We start from the raw sequence: 23,618 nt of genomic DNA on the forward strand, positions 1-23,618 counted from the left end.
GACACCTCGATCTGGTCAGGCCGAGCTCAGGTCAGGCCGATTCGTCCGGCGCCGACGCCAGGGCCGGCGCGGCGCCGTTCTTGGCTGCGTTGGCGGCGCTGTCCTTCGGAGTGGAGAGCGAGTCGATCAGCTGCTTGGCCAGGGCGAAGCCGGAGCCGCCCATCGTGATGGTCTTCACCAGGGTGTCCTCGATGCCCTGGGCACCGTTCAGCACGACCATGTTGCCGACCTTCTCGAACGAGCTCGCCGCGGCCTTGACGATCTCCGGGTAGGCCTCGGCGAGTTGCTGCGCCACGACCGCCTCGGTGTTGGTGGCCAGCGCCTCGGCACGGGCCTTGATACCGGCCGCCTCGGCCATCGCCTTCGCCTGGACCGCGGCCGCCTCGGCCTTACCGTTCAGCTCGGTCGCCTTCGACTGGGCCTCACCGCGCAGCTGGACCTCGCGGGCGTTCGCTTCCGCGGCCGCGATCTGGGCGTCACGCGCAGCCTGCGCCAGCGTGCGCTGCTTGTACGCCTCGGCGTCGGCCGGCTTCAGCACCGACGACTCGAGCTGCTTCTCGGCCAGGGACGCATTCAGCTTCGCGGTCTCCGTCTCGGCGACCACAACCTCCTGCTTGGCCAGCGCGGCCGCCAGCGGTCCGGCCTGGAACGACTTCGACGTGGCCTGGTCGACCTCGGCCTGATACCCGGCCTTGGCGATCTCGCTCTGCCGGATCGCGGCGGCCTTCGCGGCCGCGGCGACCTGCTCGCGCTCGGTGGCCTCGCGGTCCCGCTCGGCCTGCGCGATCCGTGCCGCCGCCTCGACCGCCGCGGCCTGCGGCCGGCCCAGGTTGCGGATGTAGCCCGACTCGTCGTCGATCTCCTGGATCTGCAGCGAATCGACGACCAGGCCGAGCTTCTCCATGTCGCCGGCCAATGAGCCGCGGATGTTCGTGGTCAGCGTCTCGCGGTCGTGCAGCATCTCCTCGACCGTGGTCGAACCGACGATCGCGCGCAAGTGACCCGCGAACAACTCGTGGATCGTGCTCATCACCTGCTCGTCGCTCTGCTCCAGGAAGCGCCGGGCCGCGTTCGCGATCGAGCCGTAGTCGTCACCGACCTTGTACGCCGTCACGCCCTTGATGTGCAGCGGGATGCCCTGGCTCGACACGCAGGTCACCGTCAACGGTGTCGCGCGGATGTCCAGCGGCAACCGCCGTACGGTCTGGAAGCCGGGCAGGACCGCGGTGCCGCGGCCGACGACGATCTTGAAGCCAAGGGTCTCGTTGACCTGCTCCTGGCTCGAGTGTGCGCCGAGGCCGGAGATGATCAGCGCCTCGTTCGGCTCTGCCACCCGCCAGACCGTCCGGAACAGGATGAGAAGGACGACCACCGCCACAGCGGCGACGATCACGTACGTCCAGAGCATTTCCCCTCCAGGGAACGACGAGTTAGATGGCGCGAGCGACGTAGACGGTCCGGGGCGGGTCGTAGTCGACGACGACTATCTGGGTCCCTACCTCGATCACCTCGTCGGTCGCTGGGTAAGCGTAGAAGGCTTCGGTGGCACCCCGCACCGGCAGCATCACCTCACCGACGATCCCGGGTGCGATCCGTCCGATCACGCGCCCCCGCTTGCCTACCATGACGCCCCTTCGACGTACCGCTGCTGCTCTGGGTTCCGGCAGCTTACCCGCGAACCGCTCCCTCCGTTGCGCCCTTCATGAACTGCCGCGCGAAGACCAGGAACACGATGATGAGGGGGACCATCGCCATCAGCGCTCCGGTCATCAGCATGCTGTAGTCGACGCCGTGCGACCGGTTCAGGCTGGACAGCGCGACCTGCAGCGTCAGGTGGTCGGGATTGGTCAGCACGACCAGCGGCCAGAAGTAGTCGTTCCACGACCCGACGAAGGTGAAGATGCCCAGGAAGGCGAGCGCCGGCCGGGCCGACGGCAGCGCCACGTGCCGGTAGACACCGAGGAATCCGCACCCGTCGAGCGTCGCCGCCTCGACCAGCTCGTCGTGGATCGAACTCTGGAAGTACTGCCGCAGCCAGAAGATGCCGAACGCGTTGGCCGCCGCCGGGATGATCAGAGCCTTCAGCGATCCGACCCAGCCGAACGCCGCCATCGTCTGGAACTGGGGAATCGCCCCCAGCTGCGCCGGCAGCAGCATCGTCGCCAGCAGGATGACGAACAACGCGTTCCGCCCGGGGAACCGCATTTTCGCGAACGTGAACGCGGCCAGCGAATCGAAGAACAGCACCAGCAGCGTGGTCGAAATGGCCACCACGAGCGTGTTGCCCATCGACTGGAAGAACGCGACGTTGTGGAGCACCTCGCGGACGTTGTCGTCGAACTGCGATCCGAACGTGAACTTCGGCGGGAACCGGTAGATGTCGGCGGTCGTGTTCGTCGCCATCACCAGGGTCCAGTAGAACGGGAACAGGCTGGCGATCCCGGCGAGCGCGAGGACGACGTGCAGTACGACGCCTCTCCAGCGCCACCTCATTGCTTGCCCCTTCCGCCGACGAGCTTCCAGTTGATCGCGGTGAAGAGCAGCACGAGGAAGAAGATGCTCATGGCAATGGCCGCGGCGTACCCGTAGTCGTTGTTGAGGAACGCCTGGCTGTAGAAGTACATGACGATGGTCAGACCGCTCTGCCCGACACCACCGCTGTTGCCGACCATCACCTGCGGCTCGGTGAAGGTCTGCAGACCGCCGATCGTCGAGGTGACCACGGTGAACAGGACCACCGGACGCAGCTGCGGCAGGGTGATCGAGAAGAACGTCCGGACGGCGCCGGCCCCGTCCACCTTCGCAGCCTCGTACTGTTCGCGCGGGATCGCCTGCAGGCCGGCCAGGTAGATGATCGTGTTGTACCCGGCCCATTGCCACACGATCATCGTGGAGATCGCGACCTTGATCCCCAACGGTTGCCCCAGCCAGTCCTGGGTCGGGATGCCGAGCGACCGCAGGCCGGCGTTGATGAGGCCGAAGTTCGTGCTGAACACCGCCGCGAAGAAGATCGCCGCGGCGACCAGCGAGGTGATGTTCGGGATGAAGTACGCGATCCGGTAGACACTCGAGAACCGGACGGCCGAGTTCAGCATCACGGCCAGCAGGAGCGCGATCGCGAGCGTCGGGACCGTGGACATGAAGAACAGCTCGATGGTGTTCTTCAGCGCCAGCCAGAACGTGCTGTCCTGGATCAGGAACGAGAAGTTCTGCAGGCCGACGGTCTGCCGCGGGTTGAAACCGTCCCACTTCTGGAACGCGAGCAGGATCGTGGACGCCATCGGGTAGAGCCCGAAGACCAGGAAAAGTACGTAAAACGGCGACAGCGCCAGGTAGTACCGCCAGTACGACCAGATGCTGCGCCGGCGCCTCGGACTCGTCGTACGAGGCGCCTTCGTCGACGCGGTCGCGGTCAGCGTCACTGCACGCCCTGACGTTTGCCGATCTGCTTGGCCTTCGCGACGGCCTCGGCCCAGGCCGCGTCGGACGTCTTCTTGCCGACCTGTACCAGCTTCAGCTCGTCGGTGAACGGTCCGGCGATGGCTGCGTCGAGCGGAGCCTCGTAGGCGATCGGGATGTCCTTGGCCGCCGGCCCGAACACCTCGATCGGCACCTGGCCGCCGAAGAACGGGTCGGCTGCCTTCAGCTGCGGCTTGTCGTAGGCGGCCGGCGTGGCCGGGAAGATCTGCGCGTCGGCGAACGCCTTGGCCTCGTTGTCCGCGCTGAGCATGTACTTGATCACTTCGAACGCCGTCTTCGGGTCCGCGGCGTTCTTGGTCACGGCCAGGAACGAGCCACCGAAGTTCGCCGGGCCACTCGGGGTGGGCGCGACCCGCCACTTGCCGACGCTGGTCTTCGCGGCCGCCTTGATGTCCAGGGCGACCCACGCCGCGCCGACGACCGTGGGCACGGTGCCCTGGTCGAGACCGGCGTTCCAGTCGTTCGAACCGCCCAGTGTCTTGCCGTCGACCTTCGCCGTCATCGCCTTGACCGCGGTGTCCCACGCCTTGCGGATGTGGTCCTGGTCGCCGATGAACTTGTTGTCCTTGTCGATGTAGCGCGCGGTGCCCTGGTTGACGATCGTGCCGTACATGTCGACCGCGTCGGCGACGATCGGGGCCTTCGGGTTCTTCGCGCGCAGCTCGACACCGGCGGCGATGAAGTCGTCCCAGGTCTTCAGCTGGTCGGCCACCTGCTGGGGGTCGCTCGGCAGCCCGCCGGCGGCGAAGATGTCCTCGCGGTAGAACAGCGCGGTCGGGCCGATGTCGATCGGGATGCCGAGCACCTTGCCGTCCAGCGTGGTGGCCTGCTTCACCTTCCAGTCCAGGTACTGACCGAGGAACGCGTCGTCGGCGCCGATCGTCTTCAGGTCCACGAAGCGGGTGGCCTGCGGCAGCAGGGAGGCGATGTCCTCGCCCTTGATCCCGGTGATGTCGGGGATCGACGTACCGCCGCTGAACGTGGTCAGCAGCTTCTGCTTGAAGTCGCCGCCGATCTCGGAGTACTTGATGTGCTGGTCCGGGAAGTGCGCGATCGTGTCGTCGAGGACGGACTTGCCCAGGCCGCCCGGCCAGCACCACAGCGCGAGGTTGCCGGTCGCGTTCTTCTTGGTCGAGCCGGTGTCCATGCTCGAGGAACACCCGACGACGGTGCCACCGAGCACGGTTGCGAGGCCCCCGGCCAGCAGCGTCCGACGTGACAAGTCCATGGTTCTTACCTTCCTGAGTGTGCGCTGATCAGCGCATCGAGGTAGCGGTCTTCGGGGTGGGACTGCTGCCAGGCGGCCAGATCCGCCCAGCGTGGCGCGGCGTCCGCCCCACCGAGCCGCATGACCGACAGTGCTGCGGTGAGGGCGGCGAACCGCACCCGCTGCTCGAACGGCAGCTCCCACACCGTGGCTGCGATGAAGCCGGCGGCGAACACATCACCCGCCCCGGTGGTGTCCGCCGCCGGGACTTGGTACGCCGGTACGACGATTCGCTGGCCGGATCCCGCGTCGATCGCCAGGGCGCCCTGCGCGCCGTTCGACACGACCACTTGAGGCACCAGCTCGGCCAAACGCTCCAGCGCCTGCTCGGGACTGTCGGTCCGGGTGTAGCTCATCGCCTCTTCGGCATTCGGCAGAAATACATCGCAGTGCTCGAGTTGGTCGAGCACTGCGGGGTCCCACCGTTCCGAGGGGTCCCAGCCGACGTCAGCGAACACCACACTGCCGGCCGCCTTCGCTTTCGCCAGCCACTCGTTCGGCCAGGGACCGATGTGGGCGGCGACGGCTCGGGCAGCCGGCGGTGCGGTGATCAGCTCGTCGGCCGACAGCAGGGGAGGGGTGCCCCGGGTGACCAGGGCCCGATCGCCGTCATAGGCGAGGGCCACGGTCAGCGGGGTCCGCCAGCCGGCGAGCTTGCGGGAGAGAGTCAGATCGATGCCTTCGTGGGTCAGCCGCTCCCAGACCCGGTCGCCGTCGCTGTCCGCGCCGAAGGCCGCGGCCATGCCGGTGCGCAGGCCTAGGCGAGCCAGCGCGACGGCGAAGTTGGCGATGCCGCCAGGGCTCTCGTGCGACTCCGTGGCCCACACCTCGGTGCCAGGGCGCGGCGGACCGGGCAGGCCGAGCACCAGGTCCTGAAAGACCAGACCGGACACAACCACGTCAAGCTCTTCCATGAGCTGTCCCACGCTCCTGCAGCTTTGATCAAACTCGTGCATGAATCTTGGAACTCTTGCGCAGCTTCCGCAATACCTGATCATAACTTTGACTGAAAATGAAGGAGTTTGCGTGATACGGTTCTGGGCGTGTTGCCGAAGCAGCGACAGGACGAGATCGTGCGTGCGCTCCGGGTCGATGGGGCCGGGGGCGTCAAAATGCTGGCTGCCCGGCTCGGGGTGAGCGAAGCGACGATCCGCCGCGACCTCGAGCAGTTGCACACCGAAGGCCGGCTGACCCGGGTGTACGGCGGTGCCCTCGCCGTGGATGGCGGTGACGAGCCGTTCGCCGACGTGAACGCCGTACATGCCGAGGAGAAGGACCGGATCGCCCGCCTGGCCGCCGGACTGGTGAGCGACGGCGAGTCCGTGCTCCTCGACATCGGGACCACGGCACTGCGGGTCGCGCAGCATTTGCATGGCCGCTCGATGACGGTGGTGACGAGCAACCTCGCCGTACTGGAGGAGCTGCAGAACGACGACCAGATCGAGCTGATCGTGCTGGGTGGGTTCGTTCGGCGCAGCTACCGGTCGTTGGTGGGGTATCTGACCGAGGAGAGCCTGCGGCAGATCCACGTCGACTGGCTGTTTCTCGGGACGAGCGGAGTGCGGCCGGACGGACGCGTGATGGACAGCACGATGATCGAGGTGCCGGTGAAGCGAGCGATGATCAAGGCGGCCGACCGGGTGGTGCTTGTCGCGGACGCGACGAAGTTCCCCGGGCACGGCGTCGCCCGGGTCTGTGAGCCGGCCGAGCTGACCATGGTGGTGACCGAGCCCGGCGCCGACGAGGCGACCCGGGCCCAACTGACGGAAGCGGGCGTAGAGGTGGTTCTGACGTGAGGCTGACCATTCTTGGCGGGGGCGGGTTCCGGGTGCCGCTCGTCTACCACGCGCTCCTCGGCGACCACGGTCCCGGCCGCATCACCGAAGTCACCCTCTACGACACGGACAAGACCCGCCTGTCGTCGATCGCCGCAGTGCTCCGCCAGCAAGCGGCAGGGGACCTCTCCGCACCTGTGGTGACCGAGACGACCAACCTGGACGAGGCTCTGCGCGGCGCAGACTTCATCTTCTCCGCCATCCGCGTTGGCGGACTCCAAGGCCGGACTGTCGACGAGCGGGTCGCCTTGGACCTCGGCGTACTCGGTCAGGAGACTGTGGGGGCCGGTGGGATCGCCTATGGCCTGCGGACCATCCCTGTCGCCACTGCGATTGCTCAGCGGGTCGCTGCGATCGCACCGGAGGCGTGGGTCATCAACTTCACCAACCCGGCCGGGATGGTGACGGAGGCGATGATCCCGTACCTGGGCGACCGCGTGATCGGCATCTGCGACTCACCCTCGGGTCTGGGTCGCCGTGCGGCGCTTGCGATCGGTGTGGATCCCGCTACTGCGTTCTACGACTACGCGGGACTGAACCACCTCGGCTGGCTGCGGGGTCTGCGGTCGGGTGGCGTGGACCGGCTGCCAGAGGTGTTGCAGTCGGATGAGGCGCTGGCGTCGTTCGAGGAGGGGCGGCTGTTCGGTGTGGAGTGGCTGCGCTCGCTGGGATCGATTCCGAATGAGTACTTGCACTATTACTACTTCGCGCGCGAGACGTTGGCCGCCGTACAGGCTGTGAAGCAGACGCGGGGGACGTTCCTGTTGGAGCAGCAGTCCGCCTTCTACGCGGAGACGGCCGAGCACCCCGACCAGGCACTGGAGTTGTGGCAGAAGACGCGCGCCGAGCGTGAATCGACGTACATGGTGGAGAGCCGTGAGGTCGCGGACGCCGGGGAGCGCGACGAACGCGACATGGCGGCCGGTGGGTACGAGCAGGTCGCGCTGTCGCTGATGCGGGCGATCGCCCACAACGAGCGGGCGTCCCTGATCCTGAACGTTCGCAACCGGGGTGTGTTGAGGCATCTGGACGACGACGCCGTGGTGGAGATCCCCTGCACCGTCGATGCGAACGGCGCCCTGCCTGTCACCGTGTCTCAGCTCACCGACCACCAGGCCGGCCTGGTCTGCGCGGTCAAGGCGGTCGAGCGTTCGACCATCGAGGCCGCGCGTACCGGCTCCCGGGACGCCGCGTTGCGCGCCTTCGCCTGGCATCCGCTGATCGACTCGGTCACCGCCGCGGGGAAACTCCTCGACTCGTACGCCGCCGAGCTCCCCGACCTCGCCGCGTACCGGATTTGACACCGAATTGGTCGGCATGCCAACCATCTGGCAGAATGGCCTGCTGAGTCCGTCCAGGCTCAGTGCAGCCCTCTAACTCCACTTCCTGGTCGGCCCATTCGAGTTGTCACCCGTTGTCCCCACGACGCTGTGCTGCTCACCCAAGACATGTATTCGAGGGAGTTCCCGCAAACGTGGCAGTCAAGATCCGTTTGAAGCGCATCGGCAAGAAGCGTGCGCCGCACTACCGCATCGTCGTGATGGACGCCCGCACCAAGCGGGACGGTCGCGCGATCGAGGAGATCGGCAAGTACAACCCGAAGACCGAGCCGTCGTTCATCCACGTCGAGTCGGACCGGGCGCAGTACTGGCTGGGCGTCGGCGCGCAGCCGACCGAGGCCGTCGAGGCCATCTTCAAGGCCTCCGGCGACTGGCAGAAGTTCAAGGGCCTGGACGCCCCGGCGCCGCTGCGGGTCAAGGAGCCGAAGCGCGACAAGCAGGAGATCTTCAACGAGGCCCTCGCCGAGGCGCACGGCACGCTGAAGACCGAGGCCGTCACCGCCAAGAAGACCGCGGCGAAGAAGACGGCCGAGAAGAAGGACGACGCGAAGAAGGACGACGCGCCGAAGGCTGAGGCTGCCAAGGACGAGGCCCCTGCGGCTGACGCGCCTGCGGCTGACGCCGAGGCTGCGCCTGCCGCCGACGACGCCAAGGCCTGACCATGATGGAGACCGAGGCGCTCGAGCACCTGGTCCGTGGCATCGTGGACAACCCCGAGGACGTCAGCGTCCGCTCCCGGAACCTGCGGCGCGGCCGCACCCTCGAGGTGCACGTGCACCCCGACGACATCGGCAAGGTGATCGGCCGTAACGGCCGGACCGCCACCGCGATTCGTACCGTCGTCGGCGCGATCAGTTCCGAGTCCTCGTTGCGCATCGACTTCGTCGACGAGCTCAACCGGCGCCCGCGCCGCTGACTCGAGCAGTACCCCGAAAGCAGTACCGAAGGGCCGCACCCACCCGGGCGCGGCCCTTCGACTTATCCTCAGGTCAATCGTCGTGTGTGTAGAGAAGGGTTTGTGCGGGTGTTGGTGACTGTCGGGCGGATCGGCCGGGCGCATGGGATCAAGGGCGAGGTCGGGATCGACGTCCGCACGGACGAGCCGGACCGGCGGTTCGCGGACGGTGCGACCGTGGTGACGGAGTCGAAGGTGCCGCGGACGCTGACCGTCGAGGCGAGCCGGTGGCACAGTGGCCGGCTGCTGGTGAAGTTCGCCGGCTTCCCGGACCGGACCGCTGCCGAGCAGTTGCGCAACCTCGTCGTACAGGCCGAGATCGACGAGGACGAGCGTCCCGAGGACCCGGAGGAGTACTACGACCGCGAGCTGATCGGCCTCGCCGTCCGCACGTCCGACGGGGTCGAGGCGGGCGAGGTCATCGACGTCGTACACCTGCCGTCGCAGGACCTCCTGGAGATCCGCCGGCCCGCAGGCAACGCGGTGCTCGTGCCACTGGTCGAGCAGCTGGTCCCGGAGATCAACGTCGAGAAGCAGTACGTCGTCGTCGCCGATCGGCCCGGTCTGCTGGATCCCGAGGGCGCGGAGGTCGCCCCCACCGAGCCGGACTCGAACTGATGAGACTGGACGTCGTCACGATCTTCCCGGAGTACCTGGCCGCGCTGGACGTCTCCCTGGTCGGGAAGGCGGCCAAGAGCGGTCTCCTGGACGTCCACCTGCACGATCTGCGCGAGTGGACCCACGACCGGCACCGGACCGTCGACGACACCCCGTACGGCGGTGGCGCGGGCATGGTGATGAAGCCAGAGTCTTGGGGTGAGGCCCTCGACGCCATCGCACCCGTGGATGGCGCTACGCAGCCCCGTCTGATCGTGCCGACTCCGGCTGGCCGCCCCTTCACCCAGGAGCTCGCCTACGAGCTTGCGGCCGAGCCATGGCTCGCTTTTGCGTGTGGCCGCTATGAGGGGATCGACGCGCGGGTGGCGGCGTACGCAGGCGAGCGCATGCGCGTCGACGAGGTCTCCATCGGCGACTACGTCCTGAACGGCGGTGAGGTCGCCGTACTCGTGATGGTCGAGGCGGTGGCACGTCTCCTGCCTGGCGTGATCGGCAACCCGGAGTCGCTGGCCGAGGAGTCCCACTCCGGCGACGGCCTTCTCGAGTACCCGGTCTACACGAAACCCCCGAGCTGGCGTGGCCACGACGTCCCTGAGGTGCTCCTGTCCGGAAACCACCGTCTGATCGCGGACTGGCGTCATGAGGAGTCGGTACGCCGTACTGGCGAGCGTCGGCCGGATTTGCTTGCGGCGTGGGGTGATGTGGTCGCGTCGAAGGGCGATACGGCGTCGTCGGAGGTCCGCGTGCTCCCCGCAACGGAGGCCGACGCGGGAGAGATCCACACGCTGCAGTTGGCGTCGTTCCTGTCGGAGGGGCTCATCTACGACGACTTCAGCATCCCGCCGCTGACCGAGGGTGTGGACGCCGTCGTAGCCCGTCTGAAGCGCGGTGGCACGCTCAAGGCCGTGGCGGGTACCAGAATCGTCGGGTCGGTCCAGCTGACCGTGGACGGCCCGGTAGGGCACATCGAGCGGCTGGTCGTCGCACCGGACTGGCAGGGCCGCGGGCTGGGCGCCCGGCTGCTGCGGGTGGCGGAACAGCTCGCGCCGGCCGAGGTCACGTCGTACCAGCTGGACACCGGTGCGGAGAGTGACCGCAACCTCGGGCTATATCAGAAGGCCGGTTACCGTGAGACAGGTCGCAGACAACAGACAGCGAAGATCGAGTTGGTCCTGCTCACCAAGCGTCGCAGGCGGCGCTGATTTCGGTTCCGCTAGGGCCGTGTGGCAAGATTGCTCGTTGCTGCCCTTCGGTGCTCCTGCCACAGGGGGTGACCACCGATACGCAGCACGCGATGAGCTGTGCAAATGTGCACGGCTTGCGATGACTTCATCACCACCGACATTCGTGGGTGACCTGTGGCACGCGCGAGGAAGAGACACCCTGATGAGCAACATCCTGAATGAGCTCGACAACGCGAGCAAGCGTGACGACATCCCCTCGTTCCGCCCCGGCGACACGGTCAACGTGCACGTCAAGGTCGTCGAAGGCAACCGCTCCCGCGTGCAGGTGTTCAAGGGCGTCGTGATCCGTCGCCAGGGTGGCGGCCTGCAGGAGACCTTCACGGTCCGCAAGGTCAGCTTCGGTGTCGGTGTCGAGCGGACCTTCCCGCTGCACACCCCGATCGTCGACAAGGTCGAGGTCGTGACCCGCGGCGACGTGCGCCGCGCCAAGCTGTACTACCTGCGCGAGCTGCGCGGTAAGGCAGCCAAGATCAAGGAGAAGCGGGACGTCCCGGCCTCCTGAGCGCTTTATAGCGACGACGGTCACCTATGGCGCCGAGCACTGCGACTCGCGCTCGCCCTCAGCCGGCATCGCGGAGGGCACGTCGCAGCAAAGGACGTCACCGCCGGCTGAAGCAGCGGAATCCGCTGCTCAGCCTGCTCGTGGAGATGACCACCGTGACGGTGCTCGCACTCGTCATCACGGTGGTGCTGCGGCTCTTCGTCGCGGAGGCCTTCTACGTCCCGTCGGAGTCGATGTACGACACGCTGACCAAGGACGACCGGATCCTGGCCGAGAAGATCAGCTATCTGCACCGTGACGTCGACCGTGGCGACATCATCGTCTTCAAGGACCCGGCCAACTGGCTGGACGAGCCGCAGGCCGAGCCCGGGCCGTTCCGCCGGATCGGTGAGTTCGTCGGCATCCTGCCGCGTAGCGGCGAGGGGCATCTGGTCAAGCGGGTCATCGGCGTGGCCGGCGACAAGGTCGTGTGCTGCAACAAGGCCGGCCAGGTCACGGTGAACGGGATCGCCCTGGACGAACGCGAGTACCTGCTCAAGGATGCGAAGCCGTCCGAGGTGCCGTTCAGCGTCGTCGTACCTCCCGGTGATCTGTGGGTGATGGGGGACAACCGGGCGCAATCTGCCGACTCCCGTGCCCATATGGGCGGCCCCGGAGGCGGATTCGTCCCGGTGAAGAACGTGGTTGGCCGGGCCTGTTGCGTAATCTGGCCGTCTGACCGGATGACGATGCTGCGTCCTCCGGAAACCTTCAAGAAGCCGGGGCTGAAGAAGTGACCGATACGCCGACCAAGACGGACCCAAAACCCGCCCACCGCTCGGGCTTCGCGGCAGCGACCCGCGAGTTCGTGTTGATCGTTGTCGGTGCCCTGATCGTCTCGTCGATCCTGCGGGCGTTCGTCGGGCAGATGTTCATCATCCCGAGTGAGTCGATGGAGAACACGCTGCTGGTCGGTGATCGGGTCGTGGTCGAGAAGCTCACGGATGTGAAGCGCGGCGACGTCGTCGTCTTCGAGGATCCGGGTGGCTGGCTCGGTCCGGAGGAGAGCGGTCAGAAGCGGGGTTCGATCGGCCGGTTCTTCGAGGTCGTCGGTCTGCTGCCGGACTCGAGCCACGGGCACCTGATCAAGCGTCTGATCGGGATGCCGGGCGACAAGGTCGCCTGCTGTGACTCCAAGGGCCGGCTCCTGGTGAACGGCCAGCCGCTCGACGAGACCAGCTACCTGTATCCAGGCGATGCCCCGTCGCAGATGGAGTTCCAGGTCACTGTCCCGGCCGGCCGGATCTTCGTGATGGGGGACCATCGCTCCGCCTCCGGGGACTCCCGCGTCCACCTGCAGGACACCGACGCGAGCGGCGGCAATCCAGGTGATGCGGCCTTCGTCCCGATGGACAAGGTCACCGGCCGCGCCATCATGATCGTCTGGCCGGCAGGTCGCTGGGCCAAACTAGGCGTCCCCGACACCTTCAAATCCGTCCCCGCCGCCGGCCCCCCACCCGACAAACCCTCGATCTCCCTCACCCCACCCCCCAAGTGAGCGACCCCCGGTGCCCGTCACAGCCGCTCACCCAGCGGTCCCACCAACCAGCCTCCGCCCCGCAGCGAGGCCAGGCTCACACCGCCTCCTCCTGCCCCCGGCCGGTCGGGTGACAACGCCGTCCCCAGCCACCGCCCCCAGCGCGTCGCTCCCGGCTGTTCTGTTCAGGGTGGGTTGTGTGATGGGGGAGGCGCTATGAGTGCTTTGCCGCGGGGGAGCACGGTCAGGCGGGATGCCGGGCTGTATGGGTACGAGCGTGCGCTGCGTCGTGTCGGGCTGGACCCGATCGCGGGTGTCGACGAGGCCGGTCGGGGACCCTGTGCCGGGCCTTTGGTGGCTGCCGCGGTGATTCTGCCGGACGGTAAGCGTGGGCAGATCCCCGAGCTGGCGGACTCCAAGCTCCTGACCGCCAAGGCCCGCGACCGCTGCTACGAGGAGATCCGCAACCGCGCCCTCGCCTGGTCGGTCGTCTCGATCGAGGCCGCCGAGTGCGACCGCCTCGGCATGCACGTGGCGAACGTCCAAGCCCTCCGGCGGGCCTTGTTCCGGCTCGACGTGCGTCCGTCGTACGTGCTCACGGACGGCTTCGGAGTCGACGGCCTCGACGTACCCGGCCTCGCGATCTGGAAGGGTGACCGCGTGGCGGCCTGCATCGCCGCGGCCTCCGTGATCGCCAAGGTGACACGCGACCGGGTGATGGAGCACTGGGATCACGTCTACCCGCAGTACGGGTTCGCGATCCACAAGGGCTACTGCACACCCGAACACCAAGCGGCGCTGGACGAATACGGCCCGTGTCCACAACATCGACGGCGGTTCGAGAATGTCCGCCGCAGTCTGCGGCCCGATATGGGACAGAATGTCACCAGTCCCACCGGAGTGGAGAGCCAGCCAGTGAGCGAGCGAGCGAGCCAATGAGTGCCGACGACCTTGAGAAGTACGAGACCGATATGGAGCTGCAGCTCTATCGGGAGTACAAGGACGTCGTCGGAATCTTCAAGTACGTCGTGGAGACCGAACGGCGCTTCTACCTGTGCAACGCGGTCGACCTCAAGGTCCGCACCGAAGGCGGCGACGTCTACTTCGAGGTGACCATGGCCGACGCGTGGGTCTGGGACGTCTACCGCTCCGCCCGCTTCGTCAAGAACGCCAAGGTCGTCACCTTCCGCGACGTCAACATCGAAGAACTGGCCAAGTCCGACCTGGAAGTCCCCAAAGACTCCGACTTCGGCCGCTGACCGGCAGGTTGTCCACAAGCAGAAAAGTAAGGTCCGACATCTCGGCCTGATCCCGGCATGTTCTGTGCTGGAGGTGGTCAACGATGGGGACCAGAAACGTTGTCGGGCGGTACGGCGAAGATCTTGCCGCGAGGTATCTCAGCACCAACGGTTTCGTCGTGCTCGAGCGCAACTGGCGCTGCGAGCTCGGCGAGATCGACATCGTCGCGCGGGAAGGCGACACGCTTGTCATCTGCGAGGTGAAGACGCGTCGGGGCCTCAACTACGGAAGCCCGCTCGAATCGATCACCTACCGGAAGCTGACCACGCTCCGGAAGCTCGCCGGTCGTTGGTTGCAGACCCACGAGGTCCGGCCGGCGGCGATTCGGATCGACATCATCGCCGTCCTCTTCGACCGGCACACTCCGCCGAGCCTCGACCATGTGCGGGGGGCGGCCTGATGTCGCTCGCACGAACGTGGTCGGTCGCCCTGGTCGGGCTGGAGGGCCATCTGGTCGAAGTCGAGGCGGACATCGCGCAGGGCTTGCCGAAGACGACCTTGATCGGTCTGCCGGACGCCTCGTTGTCCGAGGCGCGCGAGCGTGTCCGCGCCGCCGTGGTCAACAGCGGGGAGCGTTTCCCGGATCGCAAGGTCACCATCGGCCTCTCGCCGGCAACGCTCCCGAAGCACGGCTCGCACTACGACGTCGCCATCGCCGTTTCGCTACTCACGGCCGCTGGCGTGGTCGACCGCGAGCGGCTCCAGCAGACCGCAATCATCGGCGAGCTCGGACTCGACGGCCGGATCCGCGAGGTGCGTGGCGCGCTCGCGATGACGTTGGCTGTCGCCCGCGCGAGCTTCGAGCGCATCGTCGTACCAGAATTGAACGCGAGTGAGGCTCGCTTGGTCCCCGGCATCGAGGTGTTCGGGGTGCGGTCATTGCGACAGGTGCTCGCGCTGTTGCGCGGGGTCGAGATTCCGGACGAAGCGCCGCCACGCGCCGAGCCACGGTTGCTGTCGGAGTCGCTGACCCGGGTTCCTGAGGTGGATCTCAACGATGTCATCGGTCAACGCGAAGGCCGGCGGGCGATCGAGGCCGCGGCGGCCGGAGCTCATCACCTGTTCTTGCACGGTCCGCCTGGCTCCGGGAAGACGATGCTCGCCGAGCGGCTCGCGGGTCTGATGCCTGACCTCAGCACCGACGACTCGCTGGAGGTGTCGGCCGTGCATTCGCTGGCCGGATTGCTCACCGGCGACGCGGAGCTCGTCACCCGTCCACCGTTCATCGCGCCGCACCACACGGCGTCGATCGCGAGCCTGGTCGGCGGCGGCACGGGGGTGCCGCGGCCGGGCGCGATCAGCTGCGCACACCGCGGCATCCTGTTCATCGACGAGGCGCCGGAGATGCATCCGATGACGCTCGACACGCTGCGCCAGCCGCTCGAGTCGGGCATGGTCGAGATGCATCGATCGGCGGCGATGGCCAAGTTCCCGGCCCGCTTCATGATGGTCCTCGCCGCCAACCCCTGCCCCTGCGGGATGTCCGGCACGAACCAGGACGGCTGCAGCTGCACACCCCATGTCCTCGCGCGGTACCGCCAACGGATCAGCGGTCCGATCAAGGACCGGATCGACATCCAGCGTCAGATCCTTCCGGCCGCGCGCGGCTTCAGCGACGCCACGAGACCGGAGACGACAGCAGTCGTCGCCGCCCGGGTCAAAGCGGCTCGCGAGCGGCAGCGACACCGCTACCGCGCGACCCAGTGGATCCTCAACAGCGAGGTCCCCGGTCCGGTGATGCGTCGCGAGCATCCACTCGATGCTCGCAGCAACAAACTCCTCGAAGACCTCTACTCCACCGGCCGCATCACCGCCCGCGGCCTCGACCGCGTCGTTCGCCTGGCGTGGACCCTCGCCGATCTGGAGGGCCTCGACCGGCCCACGATCGACCTCACTCACGAAGCGTTCCAGCTCCGCACCGGCGAGCCGCTGACCGAGCTGTCCGACGCCCGTCCTCTCAAAGGAATCTCCGCATGAGCCCCCACTGCAACGCCGGACCGGACCCCGACCAAACGACCGATCAGCAACTGTTGGACACGTCCGGCCGGAGTGGGGCAGGTCGGCCAGGAGGTTCGGCGGCCGGGCTGGCCGGCGGTGGCGCGGGCCAACTGGAGGAGACGTCGGGTCGCAGTGGTTCGGACGGGCCGGGAGGCTCGACAGTTGGGACAGTCAGTGGCGGTGCCGATCAGGAGAGATTGGCCCGGGCCGGGTTGTCGCGGGTGGTGGAGCCTGGGGACCTGGCCGCGCTGAAGGCGTTCGACGGGCTGAGCGCGTTGGAGATCTGGGACAGGCTGCAACAGCGCGCTCCCGGAGTTGAGCGGTGGTTGACGCGGCTGGCCACGGCCGAGCCGGAGCGGGACCTCGAGCGCGCGGCCGCAGCGGGAGTGCGGTTCGTGATTCCCGACGATGACGAGTGGCCCGAGCAGGTTGAGGTACTCGCGGAGGCCGGTCAGCTGACTCGCCGAGCCGGAGTCCCATTCGGGCTCTGGGTCCGCGGTCCCGCGAATCTCCGGCAGTCGCTCACACGTTCTGTCGCGATCGTCGGCGCCCGCTCGAGTTCGTCGTACGGCGACCATGTGGCGGCCGAGCTGTCCGCGGGCCTGGCGGAAAACGGGGTGACCGTCGTCTCGGGAGGCGCCTACGGGATCGACGCCGCGGCTCACCGAGGTGCGCTCGCGGGGTCGGGGGTGACGATTGCGGTGCTGGCGTGCGGCGCGGATGTCAGTTACCCGCGGCAGAATTCGGCGCTGTTCAGTCGGATCGTCGAGGAGGGACTCGTGGTGAGCGAGCTGCCGCCAGGATGTTCGCCGACGAAGTTGCGGTTTCTGGCGCGCAATCGGTTGATCGCGGCCGGCACGCTGGGCACGGTCGTGGTTGAGGCCGCCATCCGTAGTGGTGCCCTCAACAGCGCTGGATGGGCAGCGCAATGCGGGCGCGCGGTCCTTGCTGTGCCAGGCCCGATCACCTCGCAGATGTCGGCGGGCACCCATCTGCTCGTCCGTGAGCGCGATGCACTGCTGGTCACCAACGTCCCCGAGATCATCGAGGCCATCTCCCCGCTGGGCAGCCAAATGACGCCGTACCCACAGACGTCAAGGACCCTGGTCGACGAGCTGGACCACGACCTCCGCCGCACCTTAGACGCCGTTCCCCGCATGCAATCCGCACCAGCCACCCGGATCGCCACAACCGCAGGCTTGGACCTCATCACCACCCAGACCTGCCTGGACAACCTAGCCAACCTAGGCCTCATCCAGCCCGACAACTCCGGCTGGCGACTACCCCCCACCACCCCAACAGACGACGCCCCACCAACGTAAGCCTCCGACCACCAGCACCATCGCCCACCCAACACCGCCGCACCCGCTCGCGCGTCCCGCCGCATCCCGCGCCGTACCCGCTTGCGCGCCCCGCCACTTCCCGCGCCGTACCGCCCAGCGCTTCGGGCGCCGTGCCCGCTTGCGCGCCCAGCGCTTCGCGCGCCGTACCCGGTTGCGCTCCTGGCGGTTCGCCGTACATATCTTGCGCGTCCAGCGCTTCCCGCGCCGTACCCGCTTGTGCGCCCGGGCGTATCCCGCGCCGTACCCGGTTGCGCGCCCAGCGGTTCGCGTCCAGCGCGTCTCGCGCCGTACCCGCTTGTGCGCCCGCCGGTTCCTGCGCCGGCTCGTCGGTACGTAACCGCACTCGGCCCGCGGACTCATCCGCCTGCCTGCGGGTTGCGCCCAAGCACCCTGGCCGCAGTCTTACCTCCGCGGCTCTGGCCGCAGCTTGGCCTCCGCGGCTCCGGCCGCAGTCGTGTCGGCGTGGCTCTGGCCGCAGCCTTGCCGCCGTGGCTCTGGCCGCGCGGGGCCGCTTACCGTCCGACCTTGATCGTGCGGGTAGGCGGGCTGCCTTTCAGCAGAACGGCGAACTTCTCCGCGTCGGTCTTGCTCCAGGTCCGCTGATCCTCGGTCGGGCTCTCGCCGGTGAAGCGGGTCATGGTGTCGATGACGAGTTCGCCGGTTACTGGAACTACCAGGACCAGATCACCGACAGGCTGGGAGACGGCCGCCGCGCGATGCTCGGGCACCGGTGGGTGCTGGGTCAGCTGACTGACGGGTGTCTGCGGCAGGTTCACGTCGCCCGACTGTTGCTTCCTAGGCGCGGAGCCGGAGGCAGAGTAGCGGCGGACGCCCGCGGCGGAGCGGTCGGTTGGGGCGAAGAAGAGGAGGGTGGGGGTGTTGCTGGAGCCTGTGGAGTTCAGGATCGCTAGGCCGACGAGGGGTTGGGCCAGATTCGGTGGCCCGTCTGGGTGTGCTCCGATTGCCGCTGCTGATCGCGGAGGTTGGTCCAGGATCGACAGGACATTGTCAGGTGGTTGGAGACGTTCGTTGCCGAGTCGCACCTGCGCTGCTCGCTGCGGACTCAGCTCCGATCGCACCACGAAGTACCTACCGGCCGGGAGCGCGCACAGCACCCCGAAACCGTCCTCGGCCCGGCTGCCTTCTGCCCACGTCATGTACTCCCACTCCAGCCCCTCCGAAGCGTTGCCTCCCGCGCTGAGCGACCGTTCAGTCCCCAGCGTCTCCGGCGTCTCCAGCGACTCCGGCGCGTCCGGCGTGCCCAGTGCCTGCGGGGTCGGGCCGTCGGCGGAGAGCAGTTCGCGGGGCGTGCCCGGTGTGTGCGGCGTGTCGAGTGCCTGCGGGGTCGGGCCGTCGGCGGAGAGCAGTTCGCGGGGCGTGCCCGGTGTGTGCGGCGTGTCGAGTGCCTGCGGGGTCGGGCGGACCGCGGAGAGCAGTTCGCTCGGCGTGTCCGGCGTGTCCGGCGTGTCCGGCGTGCTGGGGGTGTCGAGTGCGTGTGGGGCCTGGCTGTCGGCGGAGGGCGGTTCGCCGGGCGGGTGCGGTGTGTGCGGGGTGTCGAGTGGCTGTGGGGTCCCGGTGATGGCTTGGAGGAGTTTGCCGGTTGGGAGGGTGTTCAGGTTCCAGTCGTCGTCGAGGGAGATGCTCAGTTGCCAGCGGGGTGAACCGTAGATTCCGATCTCGTGGTTTTGTTTGAGGTCGCTGCCGTTGGAGGTGACCACGCCGAATTCGCCGGTGTGTGGTGGGATCACCAGCTCGGCCAGGCTGTGGTGGTACGGCGTGAAGGTCAGCCCGGCAGTCATCGTGCACCCCTCCGGTGAGCGCGGTTGGCCGGGGACACGGCAGTCCACAGCCTTCGCGTTCACAGTCTTCGCGGTGCACGTATCACCGAGCTTGCACCCGCGTTACTTGCCCTTGGAGCGAGCAGGCGGTCAGTTGCGCATGTGTTTGCCGCGTGGGGGTTTCTGTTGTTGCTGTTCTGGTGGGGTGCGGATCGCACGCAGTTCGTTCGAGCGGGTCTCCGGGTCGGGGTGGATCGCCTGCAGACCGCCGGTCCCGGGGTCGGTGTCGCCGATGTCGAAGTCCCAGCTGTCCTCGTTGGCAAGGCGGCTGTGCCAACGCCCGTACAGGCCGTAGATGGCGATGCCGATGACCATCCAGACGCCGAACTTCGTCCAAGTGCTCGTCTTCAGGTTGAGCATCAGCCACAGCGTCGCGCCTAGCGAGAGCAGCGGTACCAGGGGCACCATCGGGACCCGGAAGCCGCGCTCGAGGTTGGGCTCCGACCGGCGCAGCGTGAGTACGCCGACCGCACAGAACGCGAAGCAGAACAGGGCGCCGATGACCAGCAGCTCCTCCAGCTCCAGCACCTTGGGATAGAGCGTCAGGAGCAGCGCGGCGGCGCCGGCGACGGCCGCGGCGCGGGCGGGAGAGGAGTACACCCGGCTGACCCGGCCGAGGCTCTTCGGCAGCAAACCGTCACGGCCCATGTTGAACAGGACGCGGCTCTGGGCTATCAGAACCACCATGACGACGGTCATCAACGCGAGTAATGCGCCCAAATTGACCACATTTGCAGCCCAGCCGACACCGACCGAGGACAAAGCCTCCGAGACAGGTGCGCTGCCGCCCAGCTGACCGTACGGGCGCATTCCGACCAGGACCACGGCCATCGCGATGTAGAGGATCGTGACGGCGCCGACGCCGAGCAACATGCCCTGCGGAACCGTCTTCCGCGGGTTACGCGCGTCCTCGGACGCGGTCGCGATGAGGTCGAACCCGATGTAGGCGAACACGATCGAGCTGGCGGCCGTGAAGATGCCCATCATGCCGAACGATCCGAACGAGGAGTCGAGTATCCAGCCCAGCAACGTTGGACTGGCTGTCGCCGGTGCGGCGCGCGCCATCGGGACGAACGGGTGGTAGTTGTCCATGTTGATGTGGGTGGCGCCGACGACCACGACCAGCAGGATCACGGCGACCTTGGCGATCACCACGATCGTCAGGACGCGGGCCGAGAGCTTGGTACCGGTGACGATCATCGCGGTCAGGATCAGCAGCAGCACCGGGGCGGCAAGGTTGATCGACGCGTCCGGACCGAAGTACTTGGCCACGCCGGTGGGCAAGGTCACACCGAACCCGTCCAAGGTGGCCAGGAAGTATGCCGACCAGACCCGGGCGACGATGGCGGCGGCGGTCACGAGCTCGAGCACGAGTGCCCAGCCGACCAGCCAGGCCCACATCTCGCCGAAGGTCACGTAGCTGAAGGTGTACGCGCTACCCGACACCGGGATCGTCGACGACAGCTCGGCGTAGCAGGCCGCGGCCAGCACACACACGATCGCCGCGATCACGAACGAGAGAATCACGGCCGGCCCGGCGACCTTGGCCGCCTGGTTGCCGCTGATGCTGAAAATACCGGACCCGATCATCACGCCCAGGCCGAGTACAACCAGGTCGCGACGATTGAACAGGCGCGGCAGACGGTGTCGTGCGTCCTCGACTCGAGTGAACGCCGACTCGACCGGCAATCGCCGGCCTACGGTCTGTCCGTTCGCTGAGGGGGCCATGGTCAGGGGTGCCTCCGTTGCTACTAGGGCAATCGGGCCGAACAGTAGTCGACCGTCGGGTTATCGACCAGACCCTCCTCTCCTCGGCCACCGCGCGGTGGCTTGCGATGCCGGGCCGGCTCCCGCATCGTCGAAGGATGACGCCGGACGATGTCAGTGCGAGCCCTTCCTGGCCGGAAGGATTCGCTGCGTTACTGGCTGACTACGAACGGCATCTGACGGCGGAAAGAGACCTCAGCACTCACTCGGTGAGAGCCTACCTTGGCGATGTCGCGGATTTACTCGATCATTTGATTCTTCTTGGTCACGATGATCTCGAGGATCTGGATATTCGCGGGCTACGGTCCTGGCTGGCCAAGCAGCAGAGCCTCGGCAAGGCGCGGAGCACGATGTCGCGGCGGGCAACGGCCGCGCGGGTCTTCACCGCGTGGGCGCAACGGACCGGCCGGATCGGCTCGGATCCGGGTGCGCTGCTGGTGAGCCCGCGGCCGCACAAGAGCCTGCCTGGCGTCCTCGGCGAGGCCGACACGCGTGCGGTGCTCGATGCGGCCGCCGTGGCTGCCGATGACGGCAGCCCGGTCGGGCTGCGTGATCTCGCGATCATGGAACTCCTCTACGCGACGGGTATCCGGGTCGGTGAACTCTGCGCCCTCGACATCGACGACATCGACTTGTCTCGTCGCGTCGTTCGCGTGTTCGGGAAGGGCCGCAAGGAACGAGCGGTGCCGTACGGCGTCCCCGCCGCCGAGACGCTGGGTCGGTGGCTGGATGAGGCTCGCCCGCAACTGGTCCGGCCGGGGAGTGGGCCTGCCGTGTTCCTCGGAGCCCGCGGTGGCCGGATCGATCAGCGCGCGGTACGACGGCTCGTCCACGAGCGGATCGGAGTCGTCGACGCGCCGGATCTGTCGCCGCACGGCCTGCGGCACACAGCCGCCACGCACCTGCTCGAAGGCGGAGCCGATCTGCGCAGCGTCCAGGAGCTGCTCGGGCATGCGTCCCTGGCGACGACGCAGATCTACACCCACGTCTCGACCGACCGCCTCCGCAAAGCCTACGAACAGGCCCATCCACGCGCCTGATTCCCGGGAGAGTGTGGCTGGGTGCATCCATGTGCCTGGTTCCCGGTGGGGTGGCTGGTGGATCTGTGTGCCTGATCTGTGGGCGGGTGGGGGTGTGGATGCGGCGCGGTGGTCGGCGGATGCGGCAGACTGCGGATCATGCGGGTTTCGGCGAAGTCTGACTATGCGTTGCGAGCGCTGATCGAGATCACCCAGCGATGGGTGGCCAATGACCCCTCGGTCGTTTCGGCCGAGGAACTCAGTCGCGCGCAAGGCATTCCGCACGGCTTCCTGCAGGGCATCCTCGCCGACCTCCGCCGTGCCGGCGTCCTGGTCAGTCAGCGCGGTCAGTCCGGAGGCTGGCGGCTGGCCGGCGACCCGAACGACATCTCCGTGGCCGACGTGATGCGCGCGGTCGACGGTCCGATCGTGAGCATCTCCGGAGTGCGGCCCGAGAGCGTGGCCTACAACGAACGAGCCGTGGTTCTCCAGCGGGTGTGGATCGCTGCCCGTGCCAGCCTGCGGGACGTCCTCGAGCACACCACCTTGGTCGACCTCGCCAAGGACAAGCTGCCGGCCGGTGTCGAACGCCGCTCCCGCGACGAAGATGCCTGGCAGGCGCGCGTCCCCGGCAGCTAGCTGCCTGGCAGGGACGCGGCAGCTAGTGGCGTCTGATGAGTAGGCCGCCGGCCATCGTCAGGGCTGCTGTGGCGCCGACGATCGCCGCGGCTGTTCGCTCGGTGGCGGCCGATCGGGGCGCCTCGGCGCGCGGGCTTGGCGGCGAAGGTCCCACGCCCGCTACCGGCGAGGCTGTGAGTTGGGCGCCGGGTGGCGGCGAGGCGATCAGTTGGGCCTCCGGTGGTGGGGCGATGAGCTGGGCGTGCGGTGGGGGCGGGGCGATGAGCTGGACGTCCGATGGTCGCGAGGCTGTGAGTTGGGCGCCCGGTGGTGGCGGGGCTGTGAGTTGGGTGTTGGGTGGTGGTGAGGCCGTGCTGAGGGGGAGTAGGCGGATGGGACGGTTGGGGATCAGGGTGAGTGGATTCAGGTACTGGCGTCCCTGAACGAGACCCCAATGCAGGCAGGTGCGGGGTCTGCAGTGGGAGCCGGCGGCCGACAAGTGGCCGATCACGCTGCCTACAGTCACCGCCGTACCGACGGTGACTGTAGGGACCACGGGCTCATACGTCGTACGGCGTGGGCCGGTGGCGACGGTGACCACGCCGCGGCCTGCGAGGGCACCGGCGTACGTGATCGTGCCGGCGGTCGCGGCCAGAACGGGTTGGCCGGGAGCACCGGCGAGGTCGACGCCGCGGTGTCCGGGGAGCCATGGTTTCGCGGGGAGCTCGAAGCCGCGGACAACCTCGGGGCGAGGCTGGAGCGGCCAGGTGCCGGCATCGGAGGACGGGAGGGTCAGGGCGAGGGTCGCGAGAAGGACGTTCATGCCTAGAACATGCCGTCGTCGGGCCTGGTTTCGGACGATGACTTCGGGGCCTGTGGACAACCGGCCTCCGGTTCGCATTCGGCAGGGCTGGTCCCGTACACTTCCGGTGGCGTCCCATGCGAGTGGGACGACTACGCATGCCCGCACAACAGCGCA

At 67.7% G+C, this 23,618-nt stretch carries 25 protein-coding genes; 16 read left to right on the top strand and 9 right to left on the bottom strand.

What is annotated here, in order from left to right; translation table 11 throughout:
* Window positions 1–31 precede the first annotated feature (31 nt).
* Genes ACWF4Z_RS08385 through ACWF4Z_RS08410 form a run of 6 tightly spaced genes read right to left on the bottom strand, consistent with a single transcriptional unit; the run spans window position 32 to window position 5,661 of the window.
* Window positions 32–1,408 carry an SPFH domain-containing protein gene (locus tag ACWF4Z_RS08385; RefSeq protein ID WP_452242288.1) on the bottom strand — a complete coding sequence of 459 codons (1,377 nt, stop codon included), beginning with the start codon at window positions 1,406–1,408 and terminating at the stop codon, window positions 32–34.
* 22 nt (window positions 1,409–1,430) lie between these two features.
* Window positions 1,431–1,625, bottom strand: a complete 195-nt coding sequence (locus tag ACWF4Z_RS08390) for a hypothetical protein (RefSeq protein ID WP_452242289.1) — start codon at window positions 1,623–1,625, stop codon at window positions 1,431–1,433.
* 43 nt (window positions 1,626–1,668) lie between these two features.
* Entirely contained in the window at window positions 1,669–2,493 is an 825-nt protein-coding gene (locus ACWF4Z_RS08395) for a carbohydrate ABC transporter permease (protein WP_452242290.1), read from the bottom strand.
* Window positions 2,490–3,422 (bottom strand): carbohydrate ABC transporter permease, encoded by a 933-nt coding sequence (locus ACWF4Z_RS08400; protein WP_452242291.1) that lies wholly within the window; start codon window positions 3,420–3,422, stop codon window positions 2,490–2,492. The genes ACWF4Z_RS08395 and ACWF4Z_RS08400 overlap by 4 nt, the downstream gene beginning before the upstream one ends.
* On the bottom strand, window positions 3,419–4,708 hold the full coding sequence (locus ACWF4Z_RS08405; RefSeq protein ID WP_452242292.1) for an ABC transporter substrate-binding protein: 1,290 nt from the start codon (window positions 4,706–4,708) through the stop codon (window positions 3,419–3,421). Before ACWF4Z_RS08405 ends, ACWF4Z_RS08400 begins: the two co-directional genes overlap by 4 nt.
* Before the next feature lie 5 nt (window positions 4,709–4,713).
* Window positions 4,714–5,661: a carbohydrate kinase family protein gene (locus ACWF4Z_RS08410; RefSeq protein ID WP_452242293.1), complete on the bottom strand. Its 948-nt coding sequence runs from the start codon at window positions 5,659–5,661 to the stop codon at window positions 4,714–4,716.
* Window positions 5,662–5,790: 129 nt separating this feature from the next.
* On the opposite strand from ACWF4Z_RS08410, the gene ACWF4Z_RS08415 reads away from it, so the two are divergent.
* From ACWF4Z_RS08415 to dprA, 14 genes are all read left to right on the top strand, one after another.
* Window positions 5,791–6,543: a DeoR/GlpR family DNA-binding transcription regulator gene (locus tag ACWF4Z_RS08415; RefSeq protein ID WP_452242294.1), complete on the top strand. Its 753-nt coding sequence runs from the start codon at window positions 5,791–5,793 to the stop codon at window positions 6,541–6,543.
* The gene (locus ACWF4Z_RS08420; RefSeq protein WP_452242295.1) at window positions 6,540–7,883 is read left to right on the top strand and encodes a 6-phospho-beta-glucosidase; all 1,344 of its coding nucleotides are present in this window, start codon (window positions 6,540–6,542) and stop codon (window positions 7,881–7,883) included. Before ACWF4Z_RS08415 ends, ACWF4Z_RS08420 begins: the two co-directional genes overlap by 4 nt.
* 173 nt (window positions 7,884–8,056) lie before the next feature.
* On the top strand, window positions 8,057–8,581 hold the full coding sequence (rpsP, locus tag ACWF4Z_RS08425; protein ID WP_452242296.1) for a 30S ribosomal protein S16: 525 nt from the start codon (window positions 8,057–8,059) through the stop codon (window positions 8,579–8,581).
* Window positions 8,582–8,586: 5 nt separating this feature from the next.
* Window positions 8,587–8,838, top strand: a complete 252-nt coding sequence (locus ACWF4Z_RS08430) for an RNA-binding protein (protein WP_452242335.1) — start codon at window positions 8,587–8,589, stop codon at window positions 8,836–8,838.
* 108 nt (window positions 8,839–8,946) lie between these two features.
* Window positions 8,947–9,495, top strand: a complete 549-nt coding sequence (gene rimM / locus ACWF4Z_RS08435) for a ribosome maturation factor RimM (RefSeq protein ID WP_452242297.1) — start codon at window positions 8,947–8,949, stop codon at window positions 9,493–9,495.
* Window positions 9,495–10,697 carry a tRNA (guanosine(37)-N1)-methyltransferase TrmD gene (gene trmD / locus ACWF4Z_RS08440; RefSeq protein ID WP_452242298.1) on the top strand — a complete coding sequence of 401 codons (1,203 nt, stop codon included), beginning with the start codon at window positions 9,495–9,497 and terminating at the stop codon, window positions 10,695–10,697. Before rimM ends, trmD begins: the two co-directional genes overlap by 1 nt.
* Window positions 10,698–10,881: 184 nt before the next feature.
* The gene (gene rplS, locus ACWF4Z_RS08445; RefSeq protein WP_452242299.1) at window positions 10,882–11,241 is read left to right on the top strand and encodes a 50S ribosomal protein L19; all 360 of its coding nucleotides are present in this window, start codon (window positions 10,882–10,884) and stop codon (window positions 11,239–11,241) included.
* A 146-nt stretch (window positions 11,242–11,387) separates the two neighbouring features.
* The gene (gene lepB / locus ACWF4Z_RS08450; protein ID WP_452242300.1) at window positions 11,388–12,017 is read left to right on the top strand and encodes a signal peptidase I; all 630 of its coding nucleotides are present in this window, start codon (window positions 11,388–11,390) and stop codon (window positions 12,015–12,017) included.
* Entirely contained in the window at window positions 12,014–12,778 is a 765-nt protein-coding gene (gene lepB, locus ACWF4Z_RS08455) for a signal peptidase I (protein WP_452242301.1), read from the top strand. The genes lepB (ACWF4Z_RS08450) and lepB (ACWF4Z_RS08455) overlap by 4 nt, the downstream gene beginning before the upstream one ends.
* A 195-nt stretch (window positions 12,779–12,973) precedes the next feature.
* Window positions 12,974–13,696: a ribonuclease HII gene (locus ACWF4Z_RS08460; protein ID WP_452242302.1), complete on the top strand. Its 723-nt coding sequence runs from the start codon at window positions 12,974–12,976 to the stop codon at window positions 13,694–13,696.
* Entirely contained in the window at window positions 13,693–14,016 is a 324-nt protein-coding gene (locus ACWF4Z_RS08465; protein ID WP_012922325.1) for a DUF2469 domain-containing protein, read from the top strand. The genes ACWF4Z_RS08460 and ACWF4Z_RS08465 overlap by 4 nt, the downstream gene beginning before the upstream one ends.
* Before the next feature lie 83 nt (window positions 14,017–14,099).
* The gene (locus tag ACWF4Z_RS08470; RefSeq protein WP_452242303.1) at window positions 14,100–14,456 is read left to right on the top strand and encodes a YraN family protein; all 357 of its coding nucleotides are present in this window, start codon (window positions 14,100–14,102) and stop codon (window positions 14,454–14,456) included.
* Window positions 14,456–16,033, top strand: coding sequence for a YifB family Mg chelatase-like AAA ATPase (locus ACWF4Z_RS08475; RefSeq protein ID WP_452242304.1), 1,578 nt, complete (start codon window positions 14,456–14,458; stop codon window positions 16,031–16,033). The genes ACWF4Z_RS08470 and ACWF4Z_RS08475 overlap by 1 nt, the downstream gene beginning before the upstream one ends.
* Window positions 16,030–17,376 carry a DNA-processing protein DprA gene (gene dprA, locus ACWF4Z_RS08480; protein ID WP_452242305.1) on the top strand — a complete coding sequence of 449 codons (1,347 nt, stop codon included), beginning with the start codon at window positions 16,030–16,032 and terminating at the stop codon, window positions 17,374–17,376. The genes ACWF4Z_RS08475 and dprA overlap by 4 nt, the downstream gene beginning before the upstream one ends.
* Before the next feature lie 533 nt (window positions 17,377–17,909).
* On the opposite strand, the gene ACWF4Z_RS08485 is transcribed toward dprA, so the two are convergent.
* Both ACWF4Z_RS08485 and ACWF4Z_RS08490 read right to left on the bottom strand, forming a co-directional pair.
* Complete coding sequence (locus ACWF4Z_RS08485; protein ID WP_452242306.1) at window positions 17,910–19,196, bottom strand: hypothetical protein; 1,287 nt, start codon at window positions 19,194–19,196, stop codon at window positions 17,910–17,912.
* 129 nt (window positions 19,197–19,325) lie between these two features.
* Window positions 19,326–20,963 (bottom strand): APC family permease, encoded by a 1,638-nt coding sequence (locus tag ACWF4Z_RS08490; protein WP_452242307.1) that lies wholly within the window; start codon window positions 20,961–20,963, stop codon window positions 19,326–19,328.
* A gap of 137 nt (window positions 20,964–21,100) precedes the next feature.
* On the opposite strand from ACWF4Z_RS08490, the gene ACWF4Z_RS08495 reads away from it, so the two are divergent.
* Together ACWF4Z_RS08495 and ACWF4Z_RS08500 are read left to right on the top strand one after the other, a co-directional pair.
* Window positions 21,101–22,042 (top strand): tyrosine recombinase XerC, encoded by a 942-nt coding sequence (locus ACWF4Z_RS08495; protein WP_452242308.1) that lies wholly within the window; start codon window positions 21,101–21,103, stop codon window positions 22,040–22,042.
* 138 nt (window positions 22,043–22,180) lie between these two features.
* Window positions 22,181–22,660, top strand: coding sequence for an RrF2 family transcriptional regulator (locus tag ACWF4Z_RS08500; protein WP_452242309.1), 480 nt, complete (start codon window positions 22,181–22,183; stop codon window positions 22,658–22,660).
* A 22-nt stretch (window positions 22,661–22,682) separates the two neighbouring features.
* Here the strand turns inward: ACWF4Z_RS08500 and ACWF4Z_RS08505 are convergent, their stop codons facing one another.
* Complete coding sequence (locus ACWF4Z_RS08505; RefSeq protein WP_452242310.1) at window positions 22,683–23,462, bottom strand: peptidoglycan DD-metalloendopeptidase family protein; 780 nt, start codon at window positions 23,460–23,462, stop codon at window positions 22,683–22,685.
* Window positions 23,463–23,618 lie beyond the last annotated feature (156 nt).

The organism is Kribbella sp. NPDC055071, from assembly GCF_053608045.1.